The sequence below is a fragment of the Paraburkholderia sp. genome (genome assembly GCF_049581445.1).
Lineage (GTDB): Bacteria > Pseudomonadota > Gammaproteobacteria > Burkholderiales > Burkholderiaceae > Paraburkholderia.
Genome location: NZ_JBAURZ010000394.1, coordinates 1 through 19,147 on the forward strand (window position 1 = coordinate 1; position 19,147 = coordinate 19,147).

At 60.5% G+C, this 19,147-nt stretch carries 18 protein-coding genes and 1 pseudogene; 7 read left to right on the top strand and 12 right to left on the bottom strand.

Annotated elements, in window-relative coordinates; translation table 11 throughout:
- Positions 1 to 144: pseudogene (locus WCA85_RS34325) on the bottom strand (SDR family NAD(P)-dependent oxidoreductase); the annotation flags it as partial.
- Positions 145 to 211: 67 nt separating this feature from the next.
- Between WCA85_RS34325 and WCA85_RS34330 the strand changes: the two are divergent.
- The 3 genes from WCA85_RS34330 (at position 212) to WCA85_RS34340 (ending at position 3,287) form a co-directional block, all read left to right on the top strand.
- Positions 212 to 1,243 (top strand): CDP-6-deoxy-delta-3,4-glucoseen reductase, encoded by a 1,032-nt coding sequence (locus WCA85_RS34330; RefSeq protein WP_424070079.1) that lies wholly within the window; start codon positions 212 to 214, stop codon positions 1,241 to 1,243.
- Between the two features lie 330 nt (positions 1,244 to 1,573).
- A complete protein-coding gene (locus WCA85_RS34335) occupies positions 1,574 to 2,758 on the top strand; it encodes an acetylornithine transaminase (protein WP_424070081.1) in 1,185 nt (394 codons plus the stop codon).
- Positions 2,759 to 2,780: 22 nt separating this feature from the next.
- Positions 2,781 to 3,287, top strand: coding sequence for a GNAT family acetyltransferase (locus WCA85_RS34340; protein WP_424070105.1), 507 nt, complete (start codon positions 2,781 to 2,783; stop codon positions 3,285 to 3,287).
- 136 nt (positions 3,288 to 3,423) lie between these two features.
- Here the strand turns inward: WCA85_RS34340 and WCA85_RS34345 are convergent, their stop codons facing one another.
- The 7 genes from WCA85_RS34345 to WCA85_RS34375 form a co-directional block, all read right to left on the bottom strand.
- Positions 3,424 to 4,128, bottom strand: a complete 705-nt coding sequence (locus WCA85_RS34345; RefSeq protein WP_424070107.1) for an ABC transporter ATP-binding protein — start codon at positions 4,126 to 4,128, stop codon at positions 3,424 to 3,426.
- A 14-nt stretch (positions 4,129 to 4,142) separates the two neighbouring features.
- Positions 4,143 to 4,919 (bottom strand): ABC transporter ATP-binding protein, encoded by a 777-nt coding sequence (locus WCA85_RS34350; RefSeq protein WP_424070083.1) that lies wholly within the window; start codon positions 4,917 to 4,919, stop codon positions 4,143 to 4,145.
- Positions 4,920 to 4,988: 69 nt separating this feature from the next.
- Positions 4,989 to 6,158, bottom strand: coding sequence for an ABC transporter permease subunit (locus WCA85_RS34355; protein WP_424070085.1), 1,170 nt, complete (start codon positions 6,156 to 6,158; stop codon positions 4,989 to 4,991).
- A 23-nt stretch (positions 6,159 to 6,181) separates the two neighbouring features.
- A complete protein-coding gene (locus tag WCA85_RS34360; RefSeq protein ID WP_424070087.1) occupies positions 6,182 to 7,132 on the bottom strand; it encodes a branched-chain amino acid ABC transporter permease in 951 nt (316 codons plus the stop codon).
- A gap of 228 nt (positions 7,133 to 7,360) precedes the next feature.
- Positions 7,361 to 8,551: a branched-chain amino acid ABC transporter substrate-binding protein gene (locus tag WCA85_RS34365; protein WP_424070089.1), complete on the bottom strand. Its 1,191-nt coding sequence runs from the start codon at positions 8,549 to 8,551 to the stop codon at positions 7,361 to 7,363.
- A 542-nt stretch (positions 8,552 to 9,093) separates the two neighbouring features.
- Positions 9,094 to 10,053 (bottom strand): 4-hydroxy-3-methylbut-2-enyl diphosphate reductase, encoded by a 960-nt coding sequence (gene ispH, locus WCA85_RS34370; RefSeq protein ID WP_424070091.1) that lies wholly within the window; start codon positions 10,051 to 10,053, stop codon positions 9,094 to 9,096.
- 2 nt (positions 10,054 to 10,055) lie between these two features.
- Positions 10,056 to 10,511, bottom strand: a complete 456-nt coding sequence (locus WCA85_RS34375) for an FKBP-type peptidyl-prolyl cis-trans isomerase (RefSeq protein WP_424070093.1) — start codon at positions 10,509 to 10,511, stop codon at positions 10,056 to 10,058.
- A gap of 189 nt (positions 10,512 to 10,700) precedes the next feature.
- Between WCA85_RS34375 and radC the strand changes: the two genes are divergently transcribed.
- The 4 genes from radC to nadB all read left to right on the top strand — a co-directional run bounded on the left by radC (position 10,701) and on the right by nadB (position 14,023).
- Entirely contained in the window at positions 10,701 to 11,519 is an 819-nt protein-coding gene (gene radC, locus WCA85_RS34380; protein ID WP_424070095.1) for a RadC family protein, read from the top strand.
- A 246-nt stretch (positions 11,520 to 11,765) separates the two neighbouring features.
- Positions 11,766 to 11,999 (top strand): 50S ribosomal protein L28, encoded by a 234-nt coding sequence (rpmB, locus tag WCA85_RS34385; RefSeq protein ID WP_035548063.1) that lies wholly within the window; start codon positions 11,766 to 11,768, stop codon positions 11,997 to 11,999.
- Between the two features lie 10 nt (positions 12,000 to 12,009).
- Positions 12,010 to 12,177 carry a 50S ribosomal protein L33 gene (gene rpmG / locus WCA85_RS34390; RefSeq protein WP_074263557.1) on the top strand — a complete coding sequence of 56 codons (168 nt, stop codon included), beginning with the start codon at positions 12,010 to 12,012 and terminating at the stop codon, positions 12,175 to 12,177.
- Positions 12,178 to 12,424: 247 nt separating this feature from the next.
- Positions 12,425 to 14,023, top strand: a complete 1,599-nt coding sequence (nadB, locus tag WCA85_RS34395; protein ID WP_424070098.1) for an L-aspartate oxidase — start codon at positions 12,425 to 12,427, stop codon at positions 14,021 to 14,023.
- Positions 14,024 to 14,158: 135 nt separating this feature from the next.
- On the opposite strand, the gene nadC is transcribed toward nadB, so the two are convergent.
- The 4 genes from nadC to WCA85_RS34415 form a co-directional block, all read right to left on the bottom strand.
- The gene (gene nadC / locus WCA85_RS34400) at positions 14,159 to 15,058 is read right to left on the bottom strand and encodes a carboxylating nicotinate-nucleotide diphosphorylase (protein ID WP_424070099.1); all 900 of its coding nucleotides are present in this window, start codon (positions 15,056 to 15,058) and stop codon (positions 14,159 to 14,161) included.
- Entirely contained in the window at positions 15,058 to 16,197 is a 1,140-nt protein-coding gene (gene nadA / locus WCA85_RS34405; protein WP_424070101.1) for a quinolinate synthase NadA, read from the bottom strand. Before nadA ends, nadC begins: the two co-directional genes overlap by 1 nt.
- A 147-nt stretch (positions 16,198 to 16,344) precedes the next feature.
- On the bottom strand, positions 16,345 to 17,541 hold the full coding sequence (locus WCA85_RS34410; RefSeq protein ID WP_424070103.1) for a DesA family fatty acid desaturase: 1,197 nt from the start codon (positions 17,539 to 17,541) through the stop codon (positions 16,345 to 16,347).
- 213 nt (positions 17,542 to 17,754) lie between these two features.
- A complete protein-coding gene (locus WCA85_RS34415) occupies positions 17,755 to 19,107 on the bottom strand; it encodes a mechanosensitive ion channel family protein (protein ID WP_424070109.1) in 1,353 nt (450 codons plus the stop codon).
- Between the last annotated feature and the right edge of the window lie 40 nt (positions 19,108 to 19,147).

Sequence of the window (19,147 nt, forward strand, 5' to 3'; positions counted from 1 at the left end):
GCGCAATTCGGCGCAACGAGCGCTTTGGGTCGTCAGCGCAAACAGGCGCGCGTGCGGCCGCAGCATCTCGACGCAACGCATGCCGACGTCGCCGCAGCCCACAATCAGCACGCGCGGGCGTCGCAAGTTTCGTGTGGCTTTCATGGTGAACGCATTGTAGCCGTCAGGCACGGCTAGCACCGATTACCGACTTTTCGAACTCGAATACGCTATGGCATTTAATGTAACCCTCCGGCAAAGCGGCCGGCAGTTTCAAGTAGAAGCCGATGAACCGGTCCTGACCGCCGCGCTGCGCCAGGGCATTGGTCTGCCTTACGGCTGCAAGAACGGCGCCTGTGGCTCCTGTAAAGGCACCGTCGTCAGTGGCGAGGTCGAGCAGCGTCAGCATTCGTCGTCCGCCCTGTCGAACGATGAAAAGACCCGCGGCATGGCGCTCTTCTGCTGCGCGACGCCGTGCACGGATCTCGAGATCGATATCCGCGAAGTGGCTGGCGTGGGTGACGTGCAGGTCAAAAAACTGCCTTGCCGCGTGAACGCCATCGAGCGCAAAGCCGACGACGTCGTCGTGCTCAAACTGCAATTGCCCGCCAACGAGCGTCTGCAATATCTCGCTGGCCAGTACCTCGAATTCATCCTGAAAGACGGCAAGCGCCGCAGCTATTCGATGGCTAATGCGCCGCACGTCGAAGGCCCTATCGAACTGCACGTCCGCCATATGCCCGGCGGCACCTTCACCGATCACGTCTTCGGCGCGATGAAGGAGCGCGACATCCTGCGCTTCGAGGCACCGCTTGGCACCTTCTTCCTGCGTGAAGATTCGGACAAGCCGATCGTGCTGCTCGCGTCCGGCACCGGTTTCGCGCCGCTGAAGGCGATCGTCGAACATGCGGTGTTCAAGAACCTCGACCGGCCCATGACGCTGTACTGGGGCGCGCGTCGCAAGAAAGACCTGTATCTGCTGGATCTGGCGGAGCAATGGGCGCGCGAGATTCCGAACTTCAAGTTCGTGCCGGTGCTCTCCGAACCGGACCCAAGCGATGCGTGGACAGGCCGCACGGGCTTCGTTCATCGTAGCGTCATTGAAGATCTGCCAGACTTGTCGGGTTATCAGGTGTACGCCTGCGGCGCACCGGTGATGGTCGAGTCGGCGCAACGTGATTTCACGCAGCACCACGGTCTGCCGGAGGACGAGTTCTATGCGGATTCGTTCACCAGCGCCGCCGACCTGGCCAATCCGGTCTGATCCGCGGTTTCACCACGTTTTAACCGGCCAGAGATTGCCAGTGTGAACGGAATCAGCGTGCGCGGCGGACCAAAAAAGTCGGCCGCACACGAAATTCATGGTTTACACCGGCGCTCGCGTTGTCGTATTCTTTCGCGCATGAACCGCATCCAATCCGAACTCCGACGTCGCCGCTCGCTGCTCCCTTAGGGATGCCGCCGGCTTTGTCACGGATTCGCGCCGTTAAGGCGCATGTTGTTCGAATCACGAAAGCCACGGCGTGCCGTGGCTTTTTTGTTTTTTCGGTCCCCTTTTACTGACCCTTCCCCCCTGCACCGCCGGAGCCCGCCCATGAATTTCAATGAGTACCCCATCGAGTCGCTGATGTACATCACCAACCGGCCCGAGATCGTTTTCACACACGGCAAGGGTTCGTGGCTCTACGACAATACCGGCAAGCGATACCTCGATTTCATCCAGGGGTGGGCGGTCAATAGCCTGGGCCATTGCAACGACGGCATGATCGAAGCGCTGAACAAGCAGGCGCAATTGCTCATCAACCCGTCGCCGGCCTTCTACAACGGGCCCATGGCACAACTGGCGGCCCTGCTTACGCAGCACAGCTGTTTCGACAAGGTTTTCTTCACCAACAGCGGCGCGGAAGCGAACGAAGGCGCGATCAAGCTCGCGCGCAAGTGGGGCAAGAAACACAAGGACGGCGCTTTCGAGATCATCACGTTCGACCACAGCTTCCACGGCCGCACGCTCGCCACCATGTCGGCGAGCGGCAAGCCGGGCTGGGACACGATCTATGCCCCGCAAGTACCAGGCTTCCCGAAGGCGGACCTGAACGATATCGCATCGGTCGAGAAGCTCATCAACGGCAAGACTGTTGCGGTGATGCTCGAGCCGATCCAGGGCGAAGGCGGCGTGATTCCCGCCTCGCGCGAATTCATGCAGCAACTGCGTGCGCTGACGCAAAAGCACAACCTGCTGCTGATCGTCGATGAAGTGCAGAGCGGCTGCGGCCGTGCCGGCACGCTGTTCGCATACGAGCTTTCGGGTATCGAGCCGGATATCATGACGCTCGGCAAGGGCATCGGTGGCGGCGTGCCGCTCGCGGCACTGCTCTGCAAGTCAGCCGTGGAGGTGTTCGAAGCCGGCGATCAGGGCGGTACCTATAACGGCAATCCGCTGATGACGGCGGTTGGCTTCTCCGTGATCTCGCAATTGACGGCGCCCGGCTTCCTCGAAGGCGTGCGGGCGCGCGGCGAGTATCTGCGCTCGAAGCTGCTGGAACTGTCGGAAGAGCGTGGCTTCGAGGGCGAGCGTGGCGAAGGACTGCTGCGTGCGCTGTTGCTCGGCAAGGACATCGGCAACCAGATCGTCGAAAAGGCGCGCGTCATGCAGCCCGACGGCTTGCTGCTGAACGCGGCGCGTCCGAATCTGCTGCGCTTCATGCCGGCGCTTAACGTGACGAACGAGGAAATCGACCAGATGATGGCGATGCTGCGTTCGATTCTCGATACGCTTTAAGACGCCTGGAACGCATATGACGATGACGACCACAGCGCTGTCGATCCGCTGCTTCGAAGCCAGCGACACCGATGCCGTGGTCGCGTTGTGGCAAGAGGCGTTTCCCGAGTACCGCGACGTCACGAGGCCGCAACGCAACCCGCATCTGTCGATAGCCAACAAGATGGGGACGCAGCCGGAGTTGTTCTTTGTGGCCGAATTCGACGCACGTGTGGTCGGCACGGTGATGGCGGGCTATGACGGCCATCGAGGCTGGATGTATTCGCTTGCGGTGGACACGTCGCAGCGGCGCCTTGGGATTGGCTCACGGCTTGTTGCGCATGCGGAGGCGGCGTTGACGGCGCTTGGCTGTCCGAAGGTGAATCTGCAGGTGCTCTCGGCGAAGGAAGATATCCGCGGGTTTTATGAGGCGCTGGGGTATCGTACAGACCCTGTGATCAGCCTTGGCAAGCGGCTAGGTGAATTGGCTGACGCCGCGCCTACCGCACCAGCCGCGCCGGAAAAGACGACCTCACCTTCTGCTGCGTAGTGCTGGTTGCTTGACCGCCCTCGCTAAGCGGGGCGCATTGAAAATGACAAAGGCCGCATGCTCAAACAAACGCATGCGGCCTTTTTTCTTGCGCGGGAATGAGCGGTTGGTTGAACCACTCATTCCCGTTTAGAGCTTACTCACCCAGATAAGCAGCCCGAACCTTCGGATCATCCAGCATCTGCTTCGCGTCACCGGACATCGTCACCAGACCCGAGTCCATCACGTAGCCGCGGTTAGCTGCCTGCAACGCCAGCCGCGCGTTCTGCTCCACCAGCAACACGGTCATGCCTTCGGCCGAGATCGCCCGCACCACTTCGAAGATCTTCTCCACCATGATCGGCGACAGACCCATCGACGGTTCGTCGAGCAACAACAGTTTCGGCTTGCTGATGATCGCACGCGCCATCGCCAGCATCTGCTGCTCGCCGCCCGAGAGCGTGCCCGCATACTGCGAAGCCCGTTCCTTCAGACGCGGGAAGAAGCCAAACATGCGATCCACGTCCGACTTGATGCCGTCCGCGTCGTTGCGCAGGTACGCGCCCATCTGCATGTTCTCGATAATCGACATGCGCGCGAAGATGCCACGCCCTTCCGGCACCATCGCGAGACCACGCTTGAGCAGTTCGTGCGCGGGCAGACCCTTGATCGACGTGCCCATGTACTCGATGTCGCCCGCACCGTACGCCTTCAGGCCCGTGATCGCCTTCATCGTCGTGGTCTTGCCTGCGCCGTTCGCGCCAATCAGCGTGACCAGTTCGCCCTGACCCACTTCGAGGTCGATACCCTTGACTGCCTGAATGCCGCCGTAATTGACCTGCAGGCCCTTGATTTTCAACATCGGGGAATTAGCCATCAATGGACTCCTGCACCAAGATATGCCTCGATCACTTTCGGGTCCTTCTGCACGTCATGCGGCAGACCCTGGGCGATCACCTTGCCGTAATCGAGCACCGTCATGTTGTTGCACAGGCCCATCACCAGTTTCACGTCGTGCTCGATCAGCAGGATCGTCTTGCCGTCCGAGCGGATCTTGTCGAGCAGCTTGGTGAGTTCGACCTTCTCGGTTGCGTTCATGCCGGCAGCCGGCTCGTCCAGTGCCAGCAGCTTCGGATCGGTAGCGAGCGCGCGTGCGATCTCCAGACGCCGCTGGTGACCGTACGACAGGTTGCGCGACGTGTAGTCCGCGTATTGCAGCACGCCGACATACTCCAGCAACTCCAGCGCACGTTCCTTGATCTCGCGCTCTTCCTTGCGCTCGGCCGGCGTCTGGAACACCGCGCCGATCAGGCCGTGCTTCGTGCGTACGTGACGACCCACCATCACGTTTTCCAGCGCGGTCATGCCGCCAAACAGGCGGATGTTCTGGAACGTGCGAGCAATGCCCGCCTTCGCGACCTGGTACACCGCGGTCGGCGTGTAGTTTTCGCCATCGAGCTTGAAATCGCCCGAATCCGGCGTGTACAGCCCCGTGATCACGTTGAAGAACGTGGTCTTGCCGGCGCCGTTCGGGCCGATCAGACCATAGATCTCACCGGCCTTGATTTCCAGGCCCACATCGGACAGCGCCTGCAGGCCGCCGAAACGCTTGTTCACGCCTTTGACGGACAGGCGGATTTTGTTTTCGCTCATTAGATTTCTCCTGTGTCGACCAGAGTTGGCGCTTTAGCGCTTACTCTGGTCGCATGCTCTGCGCGGGCCTCAGGCACGCACCGGCTTCTTGCCGTTGCGCTTTGCCAGCTTGGCGATCTTGTCCTCGTGCTTCGGCGACGGCCACAGGCCTTCCGAGCGGTACAGCATGATGAGAACCATCGCGAGACCGTAGAGCAACTGACGGATCACTTCGGTATCGACAATTTCATGGCCGAAGAGCATGTCCTGCAGCGGACCCATCGTCGAGCGCAGGAATTCCGGGAACACGGCGAGCAGCACCGCGCCGAGAATCACGCCCGGGATGTGGCCCATACCGCCCAGCACCACGCAGGCCAGCACCACGACCGATTCCCAGAAGGTGAACGATTCCGGCGACACGAAGCCCTGGAAGCCACCGAACATCGCGCCCGACAGGCCGCCGAACGACGCGCCCATCGCAAAGGCCAGCAGTTTCACGTTACGGGTGTTGATGCCCATGGCCTTCGCGGCGATTTCGTCTTCGCGGATCGCGGCCCATGCACGGCCAATGCGCGAGTGCTGCAGACGCGTACACACCCAGATCACCAGCAGCGAGCAGAGCACGAACAGGTAGTAATACATGTACACCGTCGTGAACTGGAACCCGAGAAACGTGTGGGTCTGCGCGAGGCTGAAGCCGCCTACCTGCACCGGATCGATCCCCGTGATCCCCTGCGGACCATTGGTGATGTTCACCGGACGGTCGAGGTTGTTCATGAAGATCCGCACGATTTCCCCGAAGCCCAAGGTCACGATGGCGAGGTAATCGCCACGCAGGCGCAGCGTCGGCGCACCGAGCAGTACCCCGAACATCGCGGCTAGTGCCATCGCGACCGGCACGATGATCCAGAACGGCGTATGCAGGCCGTGCGGGAAGATTGCCCCGATCCACGCGAATTGCGTAGACAGGTGAGGTGACGACAGCAGCGCCGTGGTGTAGGCGCCGATCGCGTAGAACGCGATGTAGCCCAGGTCCAGCAGGCCGGCGAAGCCGACCACCACATTAAGGCCGAGCGCCAGCATCACGTAGAGCATCGCGAAGTCGAGCACGCGCACCCAGTAGTTGCCGCCGACTACGCCAATCAGCATCGGCGCCGCGATCACCAGTACCGTGGTGATGATGCCGACCGTCAGGGTCTTCGTCGTGTTCTTCTCGGGGATGAGCGTCGTGGACGGCTCGATCGGTTGAATTGAGGTCATGTTTAGACTCCTTATGGCTCAGGTCAGGCGCGATCTGCGACGCGTTCGCCGAGCAGGCCCGACGGTCGGAACACCAGCACGATGATCAGCACGATGAATGCGAACACGTCCTGGTAGTTACTGCCGAATACACCACCCGTGAGGTTGCCGATATAGCCCGCACCGAGCTGTTCGATCAGGCCGAGCAGCACGCCGCCCACCATGGCACCGCCGAGATTGCCGATACCGCCCAGCACCGCCGCGGTAAAGGCCTTAAGCCCAGGGATGAAGCCCATATAGAAGTGCGCGTTGCCGTATTCGGACGCGATCATCACGCCGGCCAGTGCGGCAAGCGCCGAGCCGATCATGAAGGTCGCCGAAATCACGAAGTTCGGATTCACGCCCATCAGGCTCGCCACGTTCGGATTTTCTGCAATCGCGCGCATCGCACGACCGAGCCTCGTTTTGTGAACCAGCAGCAGCAGGCCGCCCATCACGAGGAACGCCACCACGATGATCACGATTTCAGTCATCGAGATCACAGCACCCGGATTGTTCGGCCCGGCCGTGATCACATTGATCGGGTCGGTCGGCAGCAACTGCGGAAACGGCAGCGGGTTGCGCGACCAGATCATCATGGCCAGCGTCTGCAGCAGAATCGACACGCCAATGGCGGTGATCAGCGGCGCGAGACGCGGCGCACGGCGCAGAGGTCGGTAAGCCACGCGCTCGATCGTGTAGCCGACTAGCGAGCAAACCACCGCGGCGATGATCAGTGCAATGACGAGGGTCGGCACATTGCCGAGATGAGGGAAGTGGTTCTGCAGCACGCCTATGGCTGAGAGCGCAACCATCGCGCCTACCATCAACACATCGCCGTGCGCGAAGTTGATGATGCCCAAGATGCCGTAAACCATCGTATAGCCCAGTGCGATGATGGCATAGACGCTGCCAAGCACCAGTCCGTTGAGGATCTGCTGGATGAAGATATCCATTTAATGCTCCTTAGCCCGTGCGACTGGATTCGCGCTCTGCATCAGCCGGTGGGCGGTGATGGGTTACGCAAATCGCAACGGCACTGCGGGTACTGATGTAAAAGACCGGTAAGGGTTATCCGCTACCGACTCATCATGCGACTGGATTGCGGTCGCCGGTGCGTCGGAACCGGGGGCTAAAACGACACCGTTGGGTGGGCCGGTGCCGTCAGGCTGTACATCCCGACATTACATCTTCACCACGTCGAGAACGGACTTTTTACCGTCCTTGAAGTCGTAAAGCGTAATGGCGCCTTCTTTCAAATCACCCTTGTCGTCGAATGCGATGTGGCCAATTAACCCGTTGTAATCGGTTGACGGCATCGCAGCCAGCACCTTGGGCGCGTCGATTGAATTGGCGCGCTTCATTGCATCAACGATCACGTACACAGCGTCATACGTGAACGGCGCGTAAATCTGCACCGGCGTGTGGAAACGGTCTTCGTACTTCTTCTCGAAGTCCGCTCCCTTGTCCATCTTCGAAAGCGCGAGTCCCGCTTCCGAGCAGACCAGGTTTTGCACGGCGGATCCCGCCAGCTCCCCTACCTTGTCGGTGCACACACCGTCGCCGCCAAGGATTTTTGCCTTGATACCGAGCTCGGCCGCCTGCTTCGTAAACGGCCCGCCCGTTGCGTCCATGCCGCCGTACATGATCACGTCCGGCTGAACACTCTTGATCTTCGTGAGGATGGCCCGGAAATCCGTGGCCTGATCATTCGTCGCTTCCCGTGCGACTATCGTTGCACCACTCGCCTGCGCGGTCTTCGCGAACTCGTCCGCGAGCCCCTTGCCGTAAGCGGTCGCATCGTCCACAACCGCGATGCGCTTCGCTCCCAATTCCTTGATTGCGTAGTCCGCGAGGGCCGGCCCTTGCTGGGCGTCTGTCGCCACCACCCGGAAAGTCGTTTTGAAACCCTGCTGCGTGTAAGCCGGATTCGTCGAGGACGGCGAAATCTGCACGATGCCCGCGTCGCTATAGATCTTCGACGCAGGAATGGATACACCCGAATTCAGGTGCCCGACCACGGCGACGACATGATCGTCGACCAGTTTCTGCGCGACCTGCGTCCCCGTCTTCGGATCGCCCGCGTCGTCCTGCGCGTCGAGCTCCAGTTGGATCTTCTGGCCGTCGATGGTCAGCCCATGGGTGTTGATTTCTTCAACCGCCAATCGCGCCCCGTTTTCGTTGTCCTTCCCGAGATGGGCAATGCTGCCCGTCAATGGGGCCGCATGGCCGATCCTGACAATCACCGCACTGCTGGCCGGCGCCGGCGCCGTCGATGCGCTCGTGCTCGCCTCGCCATCGTTCTTTTTGCTGCACGCGGTCAACATCACGACCGCGGCCGCGATGGACACGGCGTAAGCAAACTTGACTCGCATTAAGTATTTCTCCAGCGCCTTCCTAAATCCCTTGTTCGAAGCCCTAAGGCCTTGAGAACGCGCGCATTGTAACTCCAATTATGGGATGGGCAATATTGTTGAAACGACAGGGTTTTCCTGCATTGCAACCTCATTTAAAACGCATTTCCCGATAAAAGGCGCAACCAGGTTGCGACAACTTTTCGTGCATCAGTTGCACCAACGGAGAGCCAAGCAGCATCAAGTGTTGCGGCAACCCCGCTCAAGCCCCGATTTCATCGCGTTGTCCGTTACGTAATATGTTTGTTTAACGCGCAGCGTATATGCCCAATGTTAGGGCATCCAAAATCGTCCGGCTGAAATATCGGCGAAAAAACGGGGATCAATCAATTAAAACTGACTGAAATTAACACTTGGAAAGCGAAAAAATTTGTACGGCAGCAGCCACAATCAGAGCAATCTGCATGATCTGGCACCCAATTTAAAGATGTAGCGGACCGGAAGCAGGAATAAAAAAAGCGCGCCCAAGGCGCGCTTTTCCTTACAACTACGTTAGACGATTGTCAGGCTGGCAAGCCAAGCCCGCGAGGCAGCGGAAACGCGATGCTCTCTTCGATCCCATCTAGCGCGCGCACATTACGCACACCCAGCTCACGTAACCGCGCGATTACGGCCTGCGCCAGCACTTCGGGAGCAGACGCGCCTGCGGTGACGCCGATGCGTCGCTTGCCGACGATCCATTGCGGATCGATCTGATCGGGCGAATCCACCATATACGAGGGGATGCCGCGCTTCTCGGCCACTTCGCGCAAGCGATTGGAGTTCGAGCTGTTTGGACTGCCCACCACGATCACCACGTCGCATTGCGGCGCCATAAACTTGACCGCGTCCTGGCGGTTCTGCGTGGCGTAGCAGATGTCCTGCTTCTTCGGTTCGCGGATCGAAGGATATTTGGCCTTCAGAGCCGCGATGATCTCGGCGGCATCATCCACGGACAAAGTAGTCTGGGTGACGAAGGCGATCCGCTCCGGATCAGCCAGCTTCAACGCCTGCACGTCCTCAATATCTTCGACCAGATACATGCCTTCGGCCGCCTGCCCCATCGTCCCTTCGACTTCGGGGTGCCCCTTGTGGCCGATCATCACGATATCGAAGCCTTCCTGGCGCATCTTCGCCACTTCGATATGCACCTTGGTCACAAGCGGACAAGTGGCGTCGTACACCCGCAAACCGCGCGAATCGGCTTCCGCGCGCACGTCCTTCGAAACGCCGTGGGCGCTGAAGATCACCGTGTTGCCGGAGGGTACTTCCTCCAGTTGCTCAATGAAGATCGCGCCCTTCTTGCGCAGGTCCTCGACCACATAGGCGTTGTGAACGATTTCATGACGCACGTAAATCGGGGAACCATGCAGCTTGATCGCGCGCTCGACAATCTCAATGGCCCGATCGACACCCGCGCAAAACCCGCGCGGCTGGGCTAGCAGGATCTCGGCTTCAGTCAGAGTCGTATCCGGGGTGCTCATGTTTACAGAATTCCGATAATTTTCACTTCGAAGGCCAGCGCCTGGCCAGCGAGCGGGTGATTGAAATCGAACAGGGCGGACGTTTCGCCGACTTCCTTCAGCACACCCGCATAGCGTCCGCCGCCCGGTGCATTGAATTCGACGAGATCGCCCGGCGAAAAATCCTCGCCGATCATGCTGTTTTCGCGCAGCGTGGCGAGCGACACCCGCTGGATCAGTTCCGGATTGCGCGGGCCGAAGGCCTGGCCGGGCGCTAGCTGAAAGGTCGAATGGTGGCCGACCTTCAATCCCAGCAGAATGTCTTCCAGCGGCGGCGCCAGTTGGCCCGCGCCCAGCAGCAACGTGGCCGGCTTCTCGGTGAAGGTGTTGATGACTTCGGCGCCATCGGCGAGGGAGAGCCGGTAATGGAGCGTGAGATGCGAACCGGGCTTCACTTCAGAGATGTCGATGATGCTCATGCAGTACTCATTCAGTCGGACGCGCTGCACGCGTGCGCCGTGGGCGCAGCCGGTGCGGGTGGCAAACCGTGGGGCTGCCTTGCGCAAAGGCTCTATTGTAAGCCACATATCTTGCGGCGGCTTGCGCGTGTCATATCCGTCGCTGCCGCCGGTAAGGACGCGCCCGCCAACCAACCGGAGAACGATGAAATGGACTACACCATCTGCGCCGAGGCGAGCGCAGTGAACGATGACCCGCCGGTCATGCCGGCTGATCCGTTGCCCGGCAATCCCCTGTCCGCAACCCGCCGGCACGGCGCGAGTGCGACAGCATTGCTACCCCCTCTCCCGCTTGCAGCGACCCGGCACCGCGACAAACGCGACATGCCACGGGAGCGGCTGCTGGATCATGGGCCGGCCGCTGTGACAGACGTTGAGCTCGTGGCACTGGTGCTGGGCTCAGGGCTACCGGGAAACGACGTCTTCAGCATCGCCAGATCGCTGCTGGAGCGCTTTGGCTCGTTACGAGCCATGCTCGACGCAACGCCGGCGGATTTCGACGGCCTTCCGGGTATCGGACCGGCCAAAACAGCCCAGCTGCTCGCCATCCTTGAGCTGGCGCGCCGCTCTTTGGTGGAGAAGATGCGTAATAAGCCGCTGATCGACTCACCTGAGGCCGTTGAGGACTACTTGCGCCTGCTGATCGGCTCGCGGCCCTACGAGGTCTTCGTCTGCTTGTTCCTCGATGCGCGTCACCGGCTGATCAGCACCGAAGAGAGTTCACGGGGTTCGCTCACGCGCATGGCGGTCTATCCGCGCGAAATCGTACGGCGCGCGCTGTCTGTCAATGCGGCCAGCATGATCGTGGCGCATAATCACCCCTCCGGCGCGGTCAAGCCCAGCGCCAGCGACCGGCGCCTCACCCAGGTGCTGCGCGATACGCTAGCATTGATCGACGTGTGCCTGATCGACCACCTCGTGATCGGCGCGCACGACACCTTTTCGTTCGCCCGGACAGGTTGGTCGTGAGTTCTACGTGCCGCTGTACCATCTGACGCAGCCGGTTTATGATGGCGTCCCCGGCATCCCGGTCGCAAATAAGGTTTGATTTTTCGGCCTTTTTCCTGCTAGAATTCCGGTCTTGCCTGTTTCCAACCCTGTTCCGAAGCCATCAAAGGCCTTCCGGTAGAAAAGCGACTGAGTGATCATCGCAGCCCTTCCGGGAAACTTTCACGGCGTCCGAACTCAGAATTAGCGTATTAGGAGTGCTCTCATATGGCACGCGTATGCCAAGTAACTGGGAAAGCGCCGATGAGCGGCAACAACGTTTCCCACGCGAACAACAAAACGAAGCGCCGGTTCCTTCCGAACCTGCAAAACCGCCGTATTTGGGTGGAAAGCGAAAACCGTTGGGTGCGTCTGCGCGTTTCGAACGCCGGCCTGCGTCTGATCGACAAAAACGGTATTGACGCTGTGCTCGCAGATCTGCGCGCACGCGGCCAAGCCTAAGGAGTAAATCATGGCGAAAGGCGCACGCGACAAGATCAAGCTGGAATCGACCGCAGGCACGGGTCACTTCTACACCACGACGAAAAACAAGCGCAACATGCCGGAAAAGATGGAGATCAGCAAGTTTGATCCCGTCGTCCGCAAGCATGTGCCGTACAAGGAAACCAAGATCAAATAAGGTCTTGCTTCCTGTCTGTTGACGAAGTCAAAAGCCCCGCATTCGTGCGGGGCTTTTTGCTTTTCGGGGTCTATTTCTTCTGCGACGCCCGTCCCTGTTCTCACCGCGCTTCCGGCCACTCCCCTCGATTTTCGTCAACGGTCTTCTGGCCAGCTTTCCCTGATGTCGGGGGACGCGTATGCTTGCTCGTTTATCGATGGGCGGCAACGCGGTCGCTACAGCTCATCAAGTGACGGAGACGCAGGAAATGAATTTCGATGTGGCAATTGTCGGTAGTGGTCTGGCAGGTTTGAGTGTCGCGCTGAATCTTGCGCAGACGCGGCGGGTTGCCGTGGTGGCGAAACGCTCCATGACGGAAGGGGCAAGTGACTGGGCTCAGGGCGGCATCGCCGCCGTTCTCGACTCTGCAGACAGCATCGAAAACCACGTCCGCGACACGTTGATTGCCGGCGGCGGCTTGTGTGACGAGGCCGCGACGCGCTTTATCGTCGAGCACGGGCGCAGCGCGATTGAATGGCTGATTGCGCAAGGCGTGCCGTTCACCAAAGACGATGCCGCTGAGTTGGGTTTTCACCTGACGCGCGAAGGAGGCCACAGCCACCGGCGCATCATCCACGCAGCGGACGCAACGGGCCACGCCGTCGTAGCTACGCTTAGCGAGCGGGTGCGGCGACATCCGAACATCACGCTGCTCGAAGACCACTACGCGATCGATCTGATCACGTCCGACCGCCTCGGGCTGCCGGGCCGCCGTTGCCACGGCCTGTACGCGCTCGACCTGCAAAGCGGCCGCACCGTCACCGTTGAAGCGCCTCACACCGTGCTCGCTACCGGTGGCGCAGGCAAGGTCTATCTGTACACCACCAATCCAGACACTGCGACCGGCGATGGAATCGCGATGGCCTGGCGCGCCGGCTGCCGCGTCTCGAACATGGAATTTATCCAGTTCCATCCCACGTGCCTCTTCCACCCCTACGCCAAATCCTTTCTGATTTCCGAGGCCGTACGTGGCGAAGGCGGTCTTCTGAAGTTGCCGGACGGCACGCGTTTCATGCCCGAGCACGACGAGCGCGCCGAACTGGCGCCGCGCGATATCGTGGCGCGCGCGATTGACTTCGAAATCAAGAAGCGCGGCATTGACTGCGTGTACCTGGACATCAGCCATCAGCCAGCGGCATTCCTGGAAGAGCACTTCCCTACCATTCTCGCGCGCTGCCGCGAGTTCGGTATCGACATCACCAAAGAGCCGATTCCGGTCGTTCCCGCGGCGCACTATACCTGCGGCGGTGTGGTGACGGACCTGGCCGGTCGCACCGATTTGGCCGGTCTCTACGCGGTAGGCGAGACATCCTGCACGGGTCTGCATGGCGCCAACCGGCTCGCCAGCAATTCGCTGCTGGAATGCATCGTGATCGGGCGCTCCGCCGCCGCAGCGATTGAAGAAGAAGGTTTTGGCGCAGCGGTGCATGCACCGCTGCCCGACTGGGACGAAAGCCGGGTGTCCGACCCGGATGAAGAGGTGGTAGTCGCTCACAACTGGGACGAACTGCGCCGGCTGATGTGGAACTACGTCGGCATCGTGCGGACTGACAAGCGGCTTGCGCGCGCCAAGCATCGTCTTGCGCTGTTGCGCGACGAGATCCATGAGTACTACGCGAATTTCAAGGTGAGCCGCGATCTGCTCGAACTGCGCAACCTCGTCGACGTGGCTTCGCTGATCGTCGAGAGCGCGCGCTCACGACGCGAAAGCCGTGGCTTGCATTTCAGCCGCGACTGGCCGAGTGCGCTGCCGAAAGCCTTACCCTCCGTGTTATCGCCGGGACGGGTGCGCAACCGGAACATCTAGTCCGCGGCGCCCATCCCAATAGGCTTGAATAACTAGCCAAAAGAAAGGGGCCATCGCAACATGAGCGATGGCCCCTTTCTCCTTCCAATGCGCCGACGCGAAAGCGTGACGCACGATCTAAACAACGCAAAGCATTTAGACAATACGCATCGAGTAATCGGCCGCGCGCACATCCTTCGTCAACGAGCCAATCGAAATGCGATCCACACCGGTTTCTGCGATCGTGCGAACCGTCTCAAAATTGACGCCGCCCGACACCTCCAGCACCGCCCGCCCCGCAGTCATCCGCACGGCGTCGTGCATCGCTTCGAACGAGAAGTTATCCAGCAAAATGGATTGCGCGCGATGCGCCAACGCGATTTCGAGCTGCGCCAGCGTCTCGACCTCGATCTGGATCGACACGCCCGCGCTCAATGCCAGCGCTGCATCCATGGCGGCACCCACACCGCCCGCGGCCGCGATATGGTTTTCCTTTATCAGAATCCCATCGTATAGCGCGAGCCGCTGGTTGGCGCCGCCGCCCACCCGCACCGCGTACTTCTGCGCGAGCCGCAGCCCCGGCAATGTCTTGCGTGTATCGAGAATGCGCGCCTTGGTATGCGCAATGGCATCGACGTAGCGGCGCGTCGCGCTTGCTACGCCGGAAAGCAGTTGCAGAAAGTTGAGCGCATTGCGTTCGGCGGTTAGCAACGCACGTACCGGTCCGCGCATCTCGCACACGGTCGTATCAGCCGCCATGCGGTCACCTTCCCGATAGCGCCACTGCACGTCGATCCGCGCATCGACATGCCGCATCACTTCGTTGAACCACGGAACACCGCAGAGTACAGCGTCGTCACGCACGATAATGCGCGCGTCGCGAATGTCGTCAGCCGGCACGAGGCGGCCCGTCTGATCACCCGTGCCTACGTCTTCCGCCAGTGCGTCTGCGACGTTGCGCGCCAAAGCCGCCTCAAATGCCGCGCCATATTGCGCACGCACCTCAGCGAACAGTGGTGACACCGGGTCCGCCTGATAATTCTCTACCGCCCCCATCACGCCGCTCCCACATTCGAAAACAACCCCGAGTCTTTGGCGAGATCGCCGCTCGCCTGGACGCGCTTCTTGTGACGCGCTGCGAAGTCGAGCATGCGGTCGATCGGCAGTCTTGCCCGTTCTCCCACCGCATGGTCGACGAAGATTTCGTTGTGCCCGCGCTCCAGCACATCCGCAAGGTTGGCGAGGCCATTCATGGCCATCCACGGGCAATGCGCGCAACTTTTGCATGTGGCGCTGTTACCGGCGGTAGGCGCCTCGATGAATATCTTGCCCGGTGCGGCCAGCCGCATTTTGTACAGGATGCCGAGGTCAGTCGCTACGATGAAGTGCTTGGCATCGAGCCGCTTCGCCGCATCGATCAACTGCGATGTCGAACCGACTACATCTGCCAGTGCCACCACACTGTCCGGCGATTCCGGGTGCACGAGAACCTTGGCGTCCGGATATTCCGCCCGCAACAGGTCGAGTTCGATGCCCTTAAATTCGTCGTGTACGAGACAAGAGCCCTGCCACAGCAGCATGTCCGCGCCCGTCTTCTTCTGGATATAGCCGCCAAGATGCCGGTCGGGCGCCCAGATGATCTTTTCACCGCGTGCATGCAGGTCGGCGACAATCTCAAGGCCGATTGACGACGTCACCATCCAGTCCGCACGCGCCTTCACCGCCGCGCTGGTATTCGCGTAGACCACCACCGTGCGATCCGGATGAGCGTCGCAGAACGCAGAAAACTCGTCGACCGGACAGCCGAGATCCAGCGAACAGGTCGCATCCAGATCCGGCATCAGCACACGCTTACCAGGACTCAGGATCTTCGAGGTTTCCCCCATGAAGCGCACACCGGCTACGACCAGTGTCTGCGCCTCGTGATCGCGTCCGAAGCGGGCCATCTCAAGCGAATCGGCCACGCAGCCGCCGGTTTCGTCAGCGAGTTCCTGCAGTTCGGGGTCCACGTAGTAGTGCGCAACGAGCACGGCCTTCTCGCGCGCGAGCAGCGCGCGGATGCGCGCCTTTAACGCGACCTTCTCCTCCGCCGACGGCACTTCGGGCACCCTCGCCCATGCCTGCCCAATACCACAGGTCAAGCCCTGCGGCTGCGGCCGGTCGTACTCGACGCTCCTGATCGCCTGCTGATTCATGATCTCCTCTGCCCTGCTGATCTGCCACTCGTTGCGGCGCGTCGGATGCGGTCAACGCGTCGCATGCAACGTTTTGTGCGGCCCAAAAAGCAAAACCCCGCCAACGCGGGGTTTTGTGACGTACCTAAATTTTAAAGTATTTCGCGATCAAGCATAGCGACGCAGGCGCGTCGCAAATTCCTGCAGTGCCTTGATGCCGCTTTCTTCCGCGCGGTGACACCAGTCCTGCAACTGAACCAGCAGTTGTTCACGGGACGCGTTCGAACGCTCCCACATGGCTGACAGCTCAGTGCGCAACTCGATATAGGTGCGCAGTTTCTGGCTGTTGGCGAAGATTTGCGGAAGCTGGCGCTTCTGCGGTTCGTCGAGGCCCGCTTCTTCCTTGTGGAACCAGCTGCGCGCGCCGCGCATCAACTGATACTTTTCACGCGCGCCCACTTCCTTCAGATGCGCGAGTTCCTGGCGGTAAGCGCGCTTGAGCGCCTTGCCGTATCGGGCCATCACTTCGTAGCGGTTCGCCAGCACGGCCTGCAACGTGTCCTGGTCGAGCACCAGCTTGCCGGTAGTCAGACGCGGCGTGGGCGCGATCTTCTTCACCTTCGCCAGACGGAACGCCGACATGATGCGGATGTACATCCAGCCAATGTCGAACTCGTACCATTTGTTCGACAGCTTGGCGGACGTCGCGTACGTATGGTGGTTGTTATGCAGTTCTTCGCCGCCGATCAGGATGCCCCACGGGAAGATGTTGGTGCTCGCATCCGACGAATTGAAGTTGCGATAGCCCCAGAAATGCGCGAGACCGTTGACCACGCCAGCGGCCCAGAACGGAATCCAGATCATCTGCACGGCCCACACCGTCAACCCGACGAGACCGAACATCGCGACATTCAGCACCATCATCAGGCTCACGCCGAGGATCGGGTACTTCGTGTAGACGTTACGCTCCATCCAGTCATTCGGCGTGCCGTGGCTGAACTTGCGCATGGTTTCTTCGTTCTTCGCTTCCGTGCGGTACAGCTCTGCGCCTTCTAGCAGCACCTTCCAGATGCCGCGCGTTTGCGGGCTGTGCGGATCTTCTTCGGTCTCGCACTTGGCGTGGTGCTTGCGGTGAATCGCGGCCCACTGGCCGGTCAGCATGCCTGTGGTCATCCACAGCCAGAAGCGGAAGAAATGACTGACTGCGGGATGCAGGTCAAGCGCGCGGTGCGCCTGGCAACGATGCAGATAGACCGTAACGCCGATGATCGTGATGTGCGTCGCTACGAGCGTGTACACCACGAGCTGCCACCAGGAAAAGCGAAACAGGCCGTGGGCAAGAAAATCAAGCAAGGAATTCAACAAGGCTATTTACCTGTGAAACGAGAGTGACAAGGCACCGCACACACAGCGCAAAAACGCGGTGTCAAGAAAGTGAAAGCATACAACGGGATTGGACGTCATTCTACTTGAACCGTTCCAAGTGTTTGTAACAATTGGGGATTTTTTGTTAGGCATCAACCAGGGCAAACACGCTGGCGGTCTCTTTTTTGATACGCAGGCGCCCGCAACAGGGCTTCAGGCGGCGCTGTCGGGTTCGCTGGCAGCCTCATCGGTCAAATTGACCAGTTGCGACGAAATGTCGCCCGCGCTCACTATGTGAATTTCGCGTTGCGCGAATGGAATCGAAATGTTGTTGGCGCGAAACAGGCGCCAGATGTTCCGGTTGACTGCCGAGCGCGCGCCGGACGTACCAGTCGCGGCGTTTTCGATCCAGAATCCCAGTTCCAGGTTGATTCCGTCCGGGCCGAAGCTGACGAGGTAGGGCGTGGGAGCCGGGTCCTGAAGCACGCGGTCCACACCCTCGGCGGCCTGCACCATCAGCGCCATCACCTGTTCGACGTCCGAGGTATAAGCCACCTGAATCGCGGCCTTCGCGTGGCCGCGGGTCAGATAGGACGACTGGTTCTGTACGACGTCAGTAATCAGCTTTTCGTTCGGCACCAGCGTTTCGATGCCGTCCAGACCGCGCATGACTGTATAGCGCGTGCGGATCTGCGTGACCATCCCCTGCAGGCCGCTCACACTGATCGTGTCGCCGATCCTCAGCGAGCGGTCGATCAGGATGATGAAGCCCGATACGTAGTTGCTGGCGATCTTCTGCAAGCCAAAGCCCAGACCCACGCCCAGCGCGCCGCCGAACACCCCCAGCACCGTCACGTCGATGCCAACGATCGACAGGCCGATCAGCATCGCCGCCACCACGAAGAGCGCGCGGCCGACCCGCGCTACCACCACTTTCAGGTTGGCGTCGAGTCTGCTCGAACGGATCACCCGGTCCTCGAACGCGGAACCGGCCCACATGGCCACGACCATTGTCACGCAGACCCACAGCAGTCCTGTCGTCAAGGAGAGCAGGGTCAGATGCGCGTTCGCCACGCTGAAATGCACGCTGCTCATCCACGCGAGCACCTGGTCCTGAACGCCCATCACGGTGAGCACCATGCCCGCCCAAACAACTACCGTGACGACCTTTTCGACGAGGAACAGCCATGTATGCGACTCTTCGCGGCTGCCGAAAACGCGCCGCGCAATAAAGAACAGCACGTAGATGAGACCAATGCCGAACAGCGGCACGAGCGCCAGATCAAGCAGCGCCGTATGCATGAAGGGACTTGCGATTGCCCTTGCCACCCACACCAGCATCGCGCCCAGCAACGGGAAAATAGCCCGATTCAGACTTTCCGCGCCGAAGCGCAGCGCCTGATAGCGAGTGCGACGGCGCAGATCAAGCGTGCGGCGCAACAACCGGCCGAGGCCCCAGGCAAGCGCCAGCGTGCCGACCAGCACGCCCACCTGCCACAACATGACCGGTTGGCCGAAGTCGCGGGCGACGTCGCCAAACAGGCGGAAGACGAGGTGGTTTTGCATGGTGTCAGGGTGCCGCCGGCGCGCCGTGCCTGACCCGCAC

Bases quoted from the DNA above. Each gene is read 5' to 3' on its own strand.
- nadC (WP_424070099.1), bottom strand. From the start codon at position 15,058: ATGGGGGCGGTAGAGAATTATCAGGCGGACCCGGTGTCACCACTGTTC.
- WCA85_RS34335 (WP_424070081.1), top strand. From the start codon at position 1,574: ATGAATTTCAATGAGTACCCCATCGAGTCGCTGATGTACATCACCAAC.
- WCA85_RS34415 (WP_424070109.1), bottom strand. From the start codon at position 19,107: ATGCAAAACCACCTCGTCTTCCGCCTGTTTGGCGACGTCGCCCGCGAC.
- WCA85_RS34340 (WP_424070105.1), top strand. From the start codon at position 2,781: ATGACGACCACAGCGCTGTCGATCCGCTGCTTCGAAGCCAGCGACACC.
- WCA85_RS34345 (WP_424070107.1), bottom strand. From the start codon at position 4,128: ATGTTGAAAATCAAGGGCCTGCAGGTCAATTACGGCGGCATTCAGGCA.
- rpmB (WP_035548063.1), top strand. From the start codon at position 11,766: ATGGCACGCGTATGCCAAGTAACTGGGAAAGCGCCGATGAGCGGCAAC.
- WCA85_RS34350 (WP_424070083.1), bottom strand. From the start codon at position 4,919: ATGAGCGAAAACAAAATCCGCCTGTCCGTCAAAGGCGTGAACAAGCGT.
- rpmG (WP_074263557.1), top strand. From the start codon at position 12,010: ATGGCGAAAGGCGCACGCGACAAGATCAAGCTGGAATCGACCGCAGGC.
- nadB (WP_424070098.1), top strand. From the start codon at position 12,425: ATGAATTTCGATGTGGCAATTGTCGGTAGTGGTCTGGCAGGTTTGAGT.
- WCA85_RS34360 (WP_424070087.1), bottom strand. From the start codon at position 7,132: ATGGATATCTTCATCCAGCAGATCCTCAACGGACTGGTGCTTGGCAGC.
- ispH (WP_424070091.1), bottom strand. From the start codon at position 10,053: ATGAGCACCCCGGATACGACTCTGACTGAAGCCGAGATCCTGCTAGCC.
- WCA85_RS34330 (WP_424070079.1), top strand. From the start codon at position 212: ATGGCATTTAATGTAACCCTCCGGCAAAGCGGCCGGCAGTTTCAAGTA.
- nadA (WP_424070101.1), bottom strand. From the start codon at position 16,197: ATGAATCAGCAGGCGATCAGGAGCGTCGAGTACGACCGGCCGCAGCCG.
- WCA85_RS34355 (WP_424070085.1), bottom strand. From the start codon at position 6,158: ATGACCTCAATTCAACCGATCGAGCCGTCCACGACGCTCATCCCCGAG.
- WCA85_RS34375 (WP_424070093.1), bottom strand. From the start codon at position 10,511: ATGAGCATCATCGACATCTCTGAAGTGAAGCCCGGTTCGCATCTCACG.
- WCA85_RS34365 (WP_424070089.1), bottom strand. From the start codon at position 8,551: ATGCGAGTCAAGTTTGCTTACGCCGTGTCCATCGCGGCCGCGGTCGTG.
- radC (WP_424070095.1), top strand. From the start codon at position 10,701: ATGGACTACACCATCTGCGCCGAGGCGAGCGCAGTGAACGATGACCCG.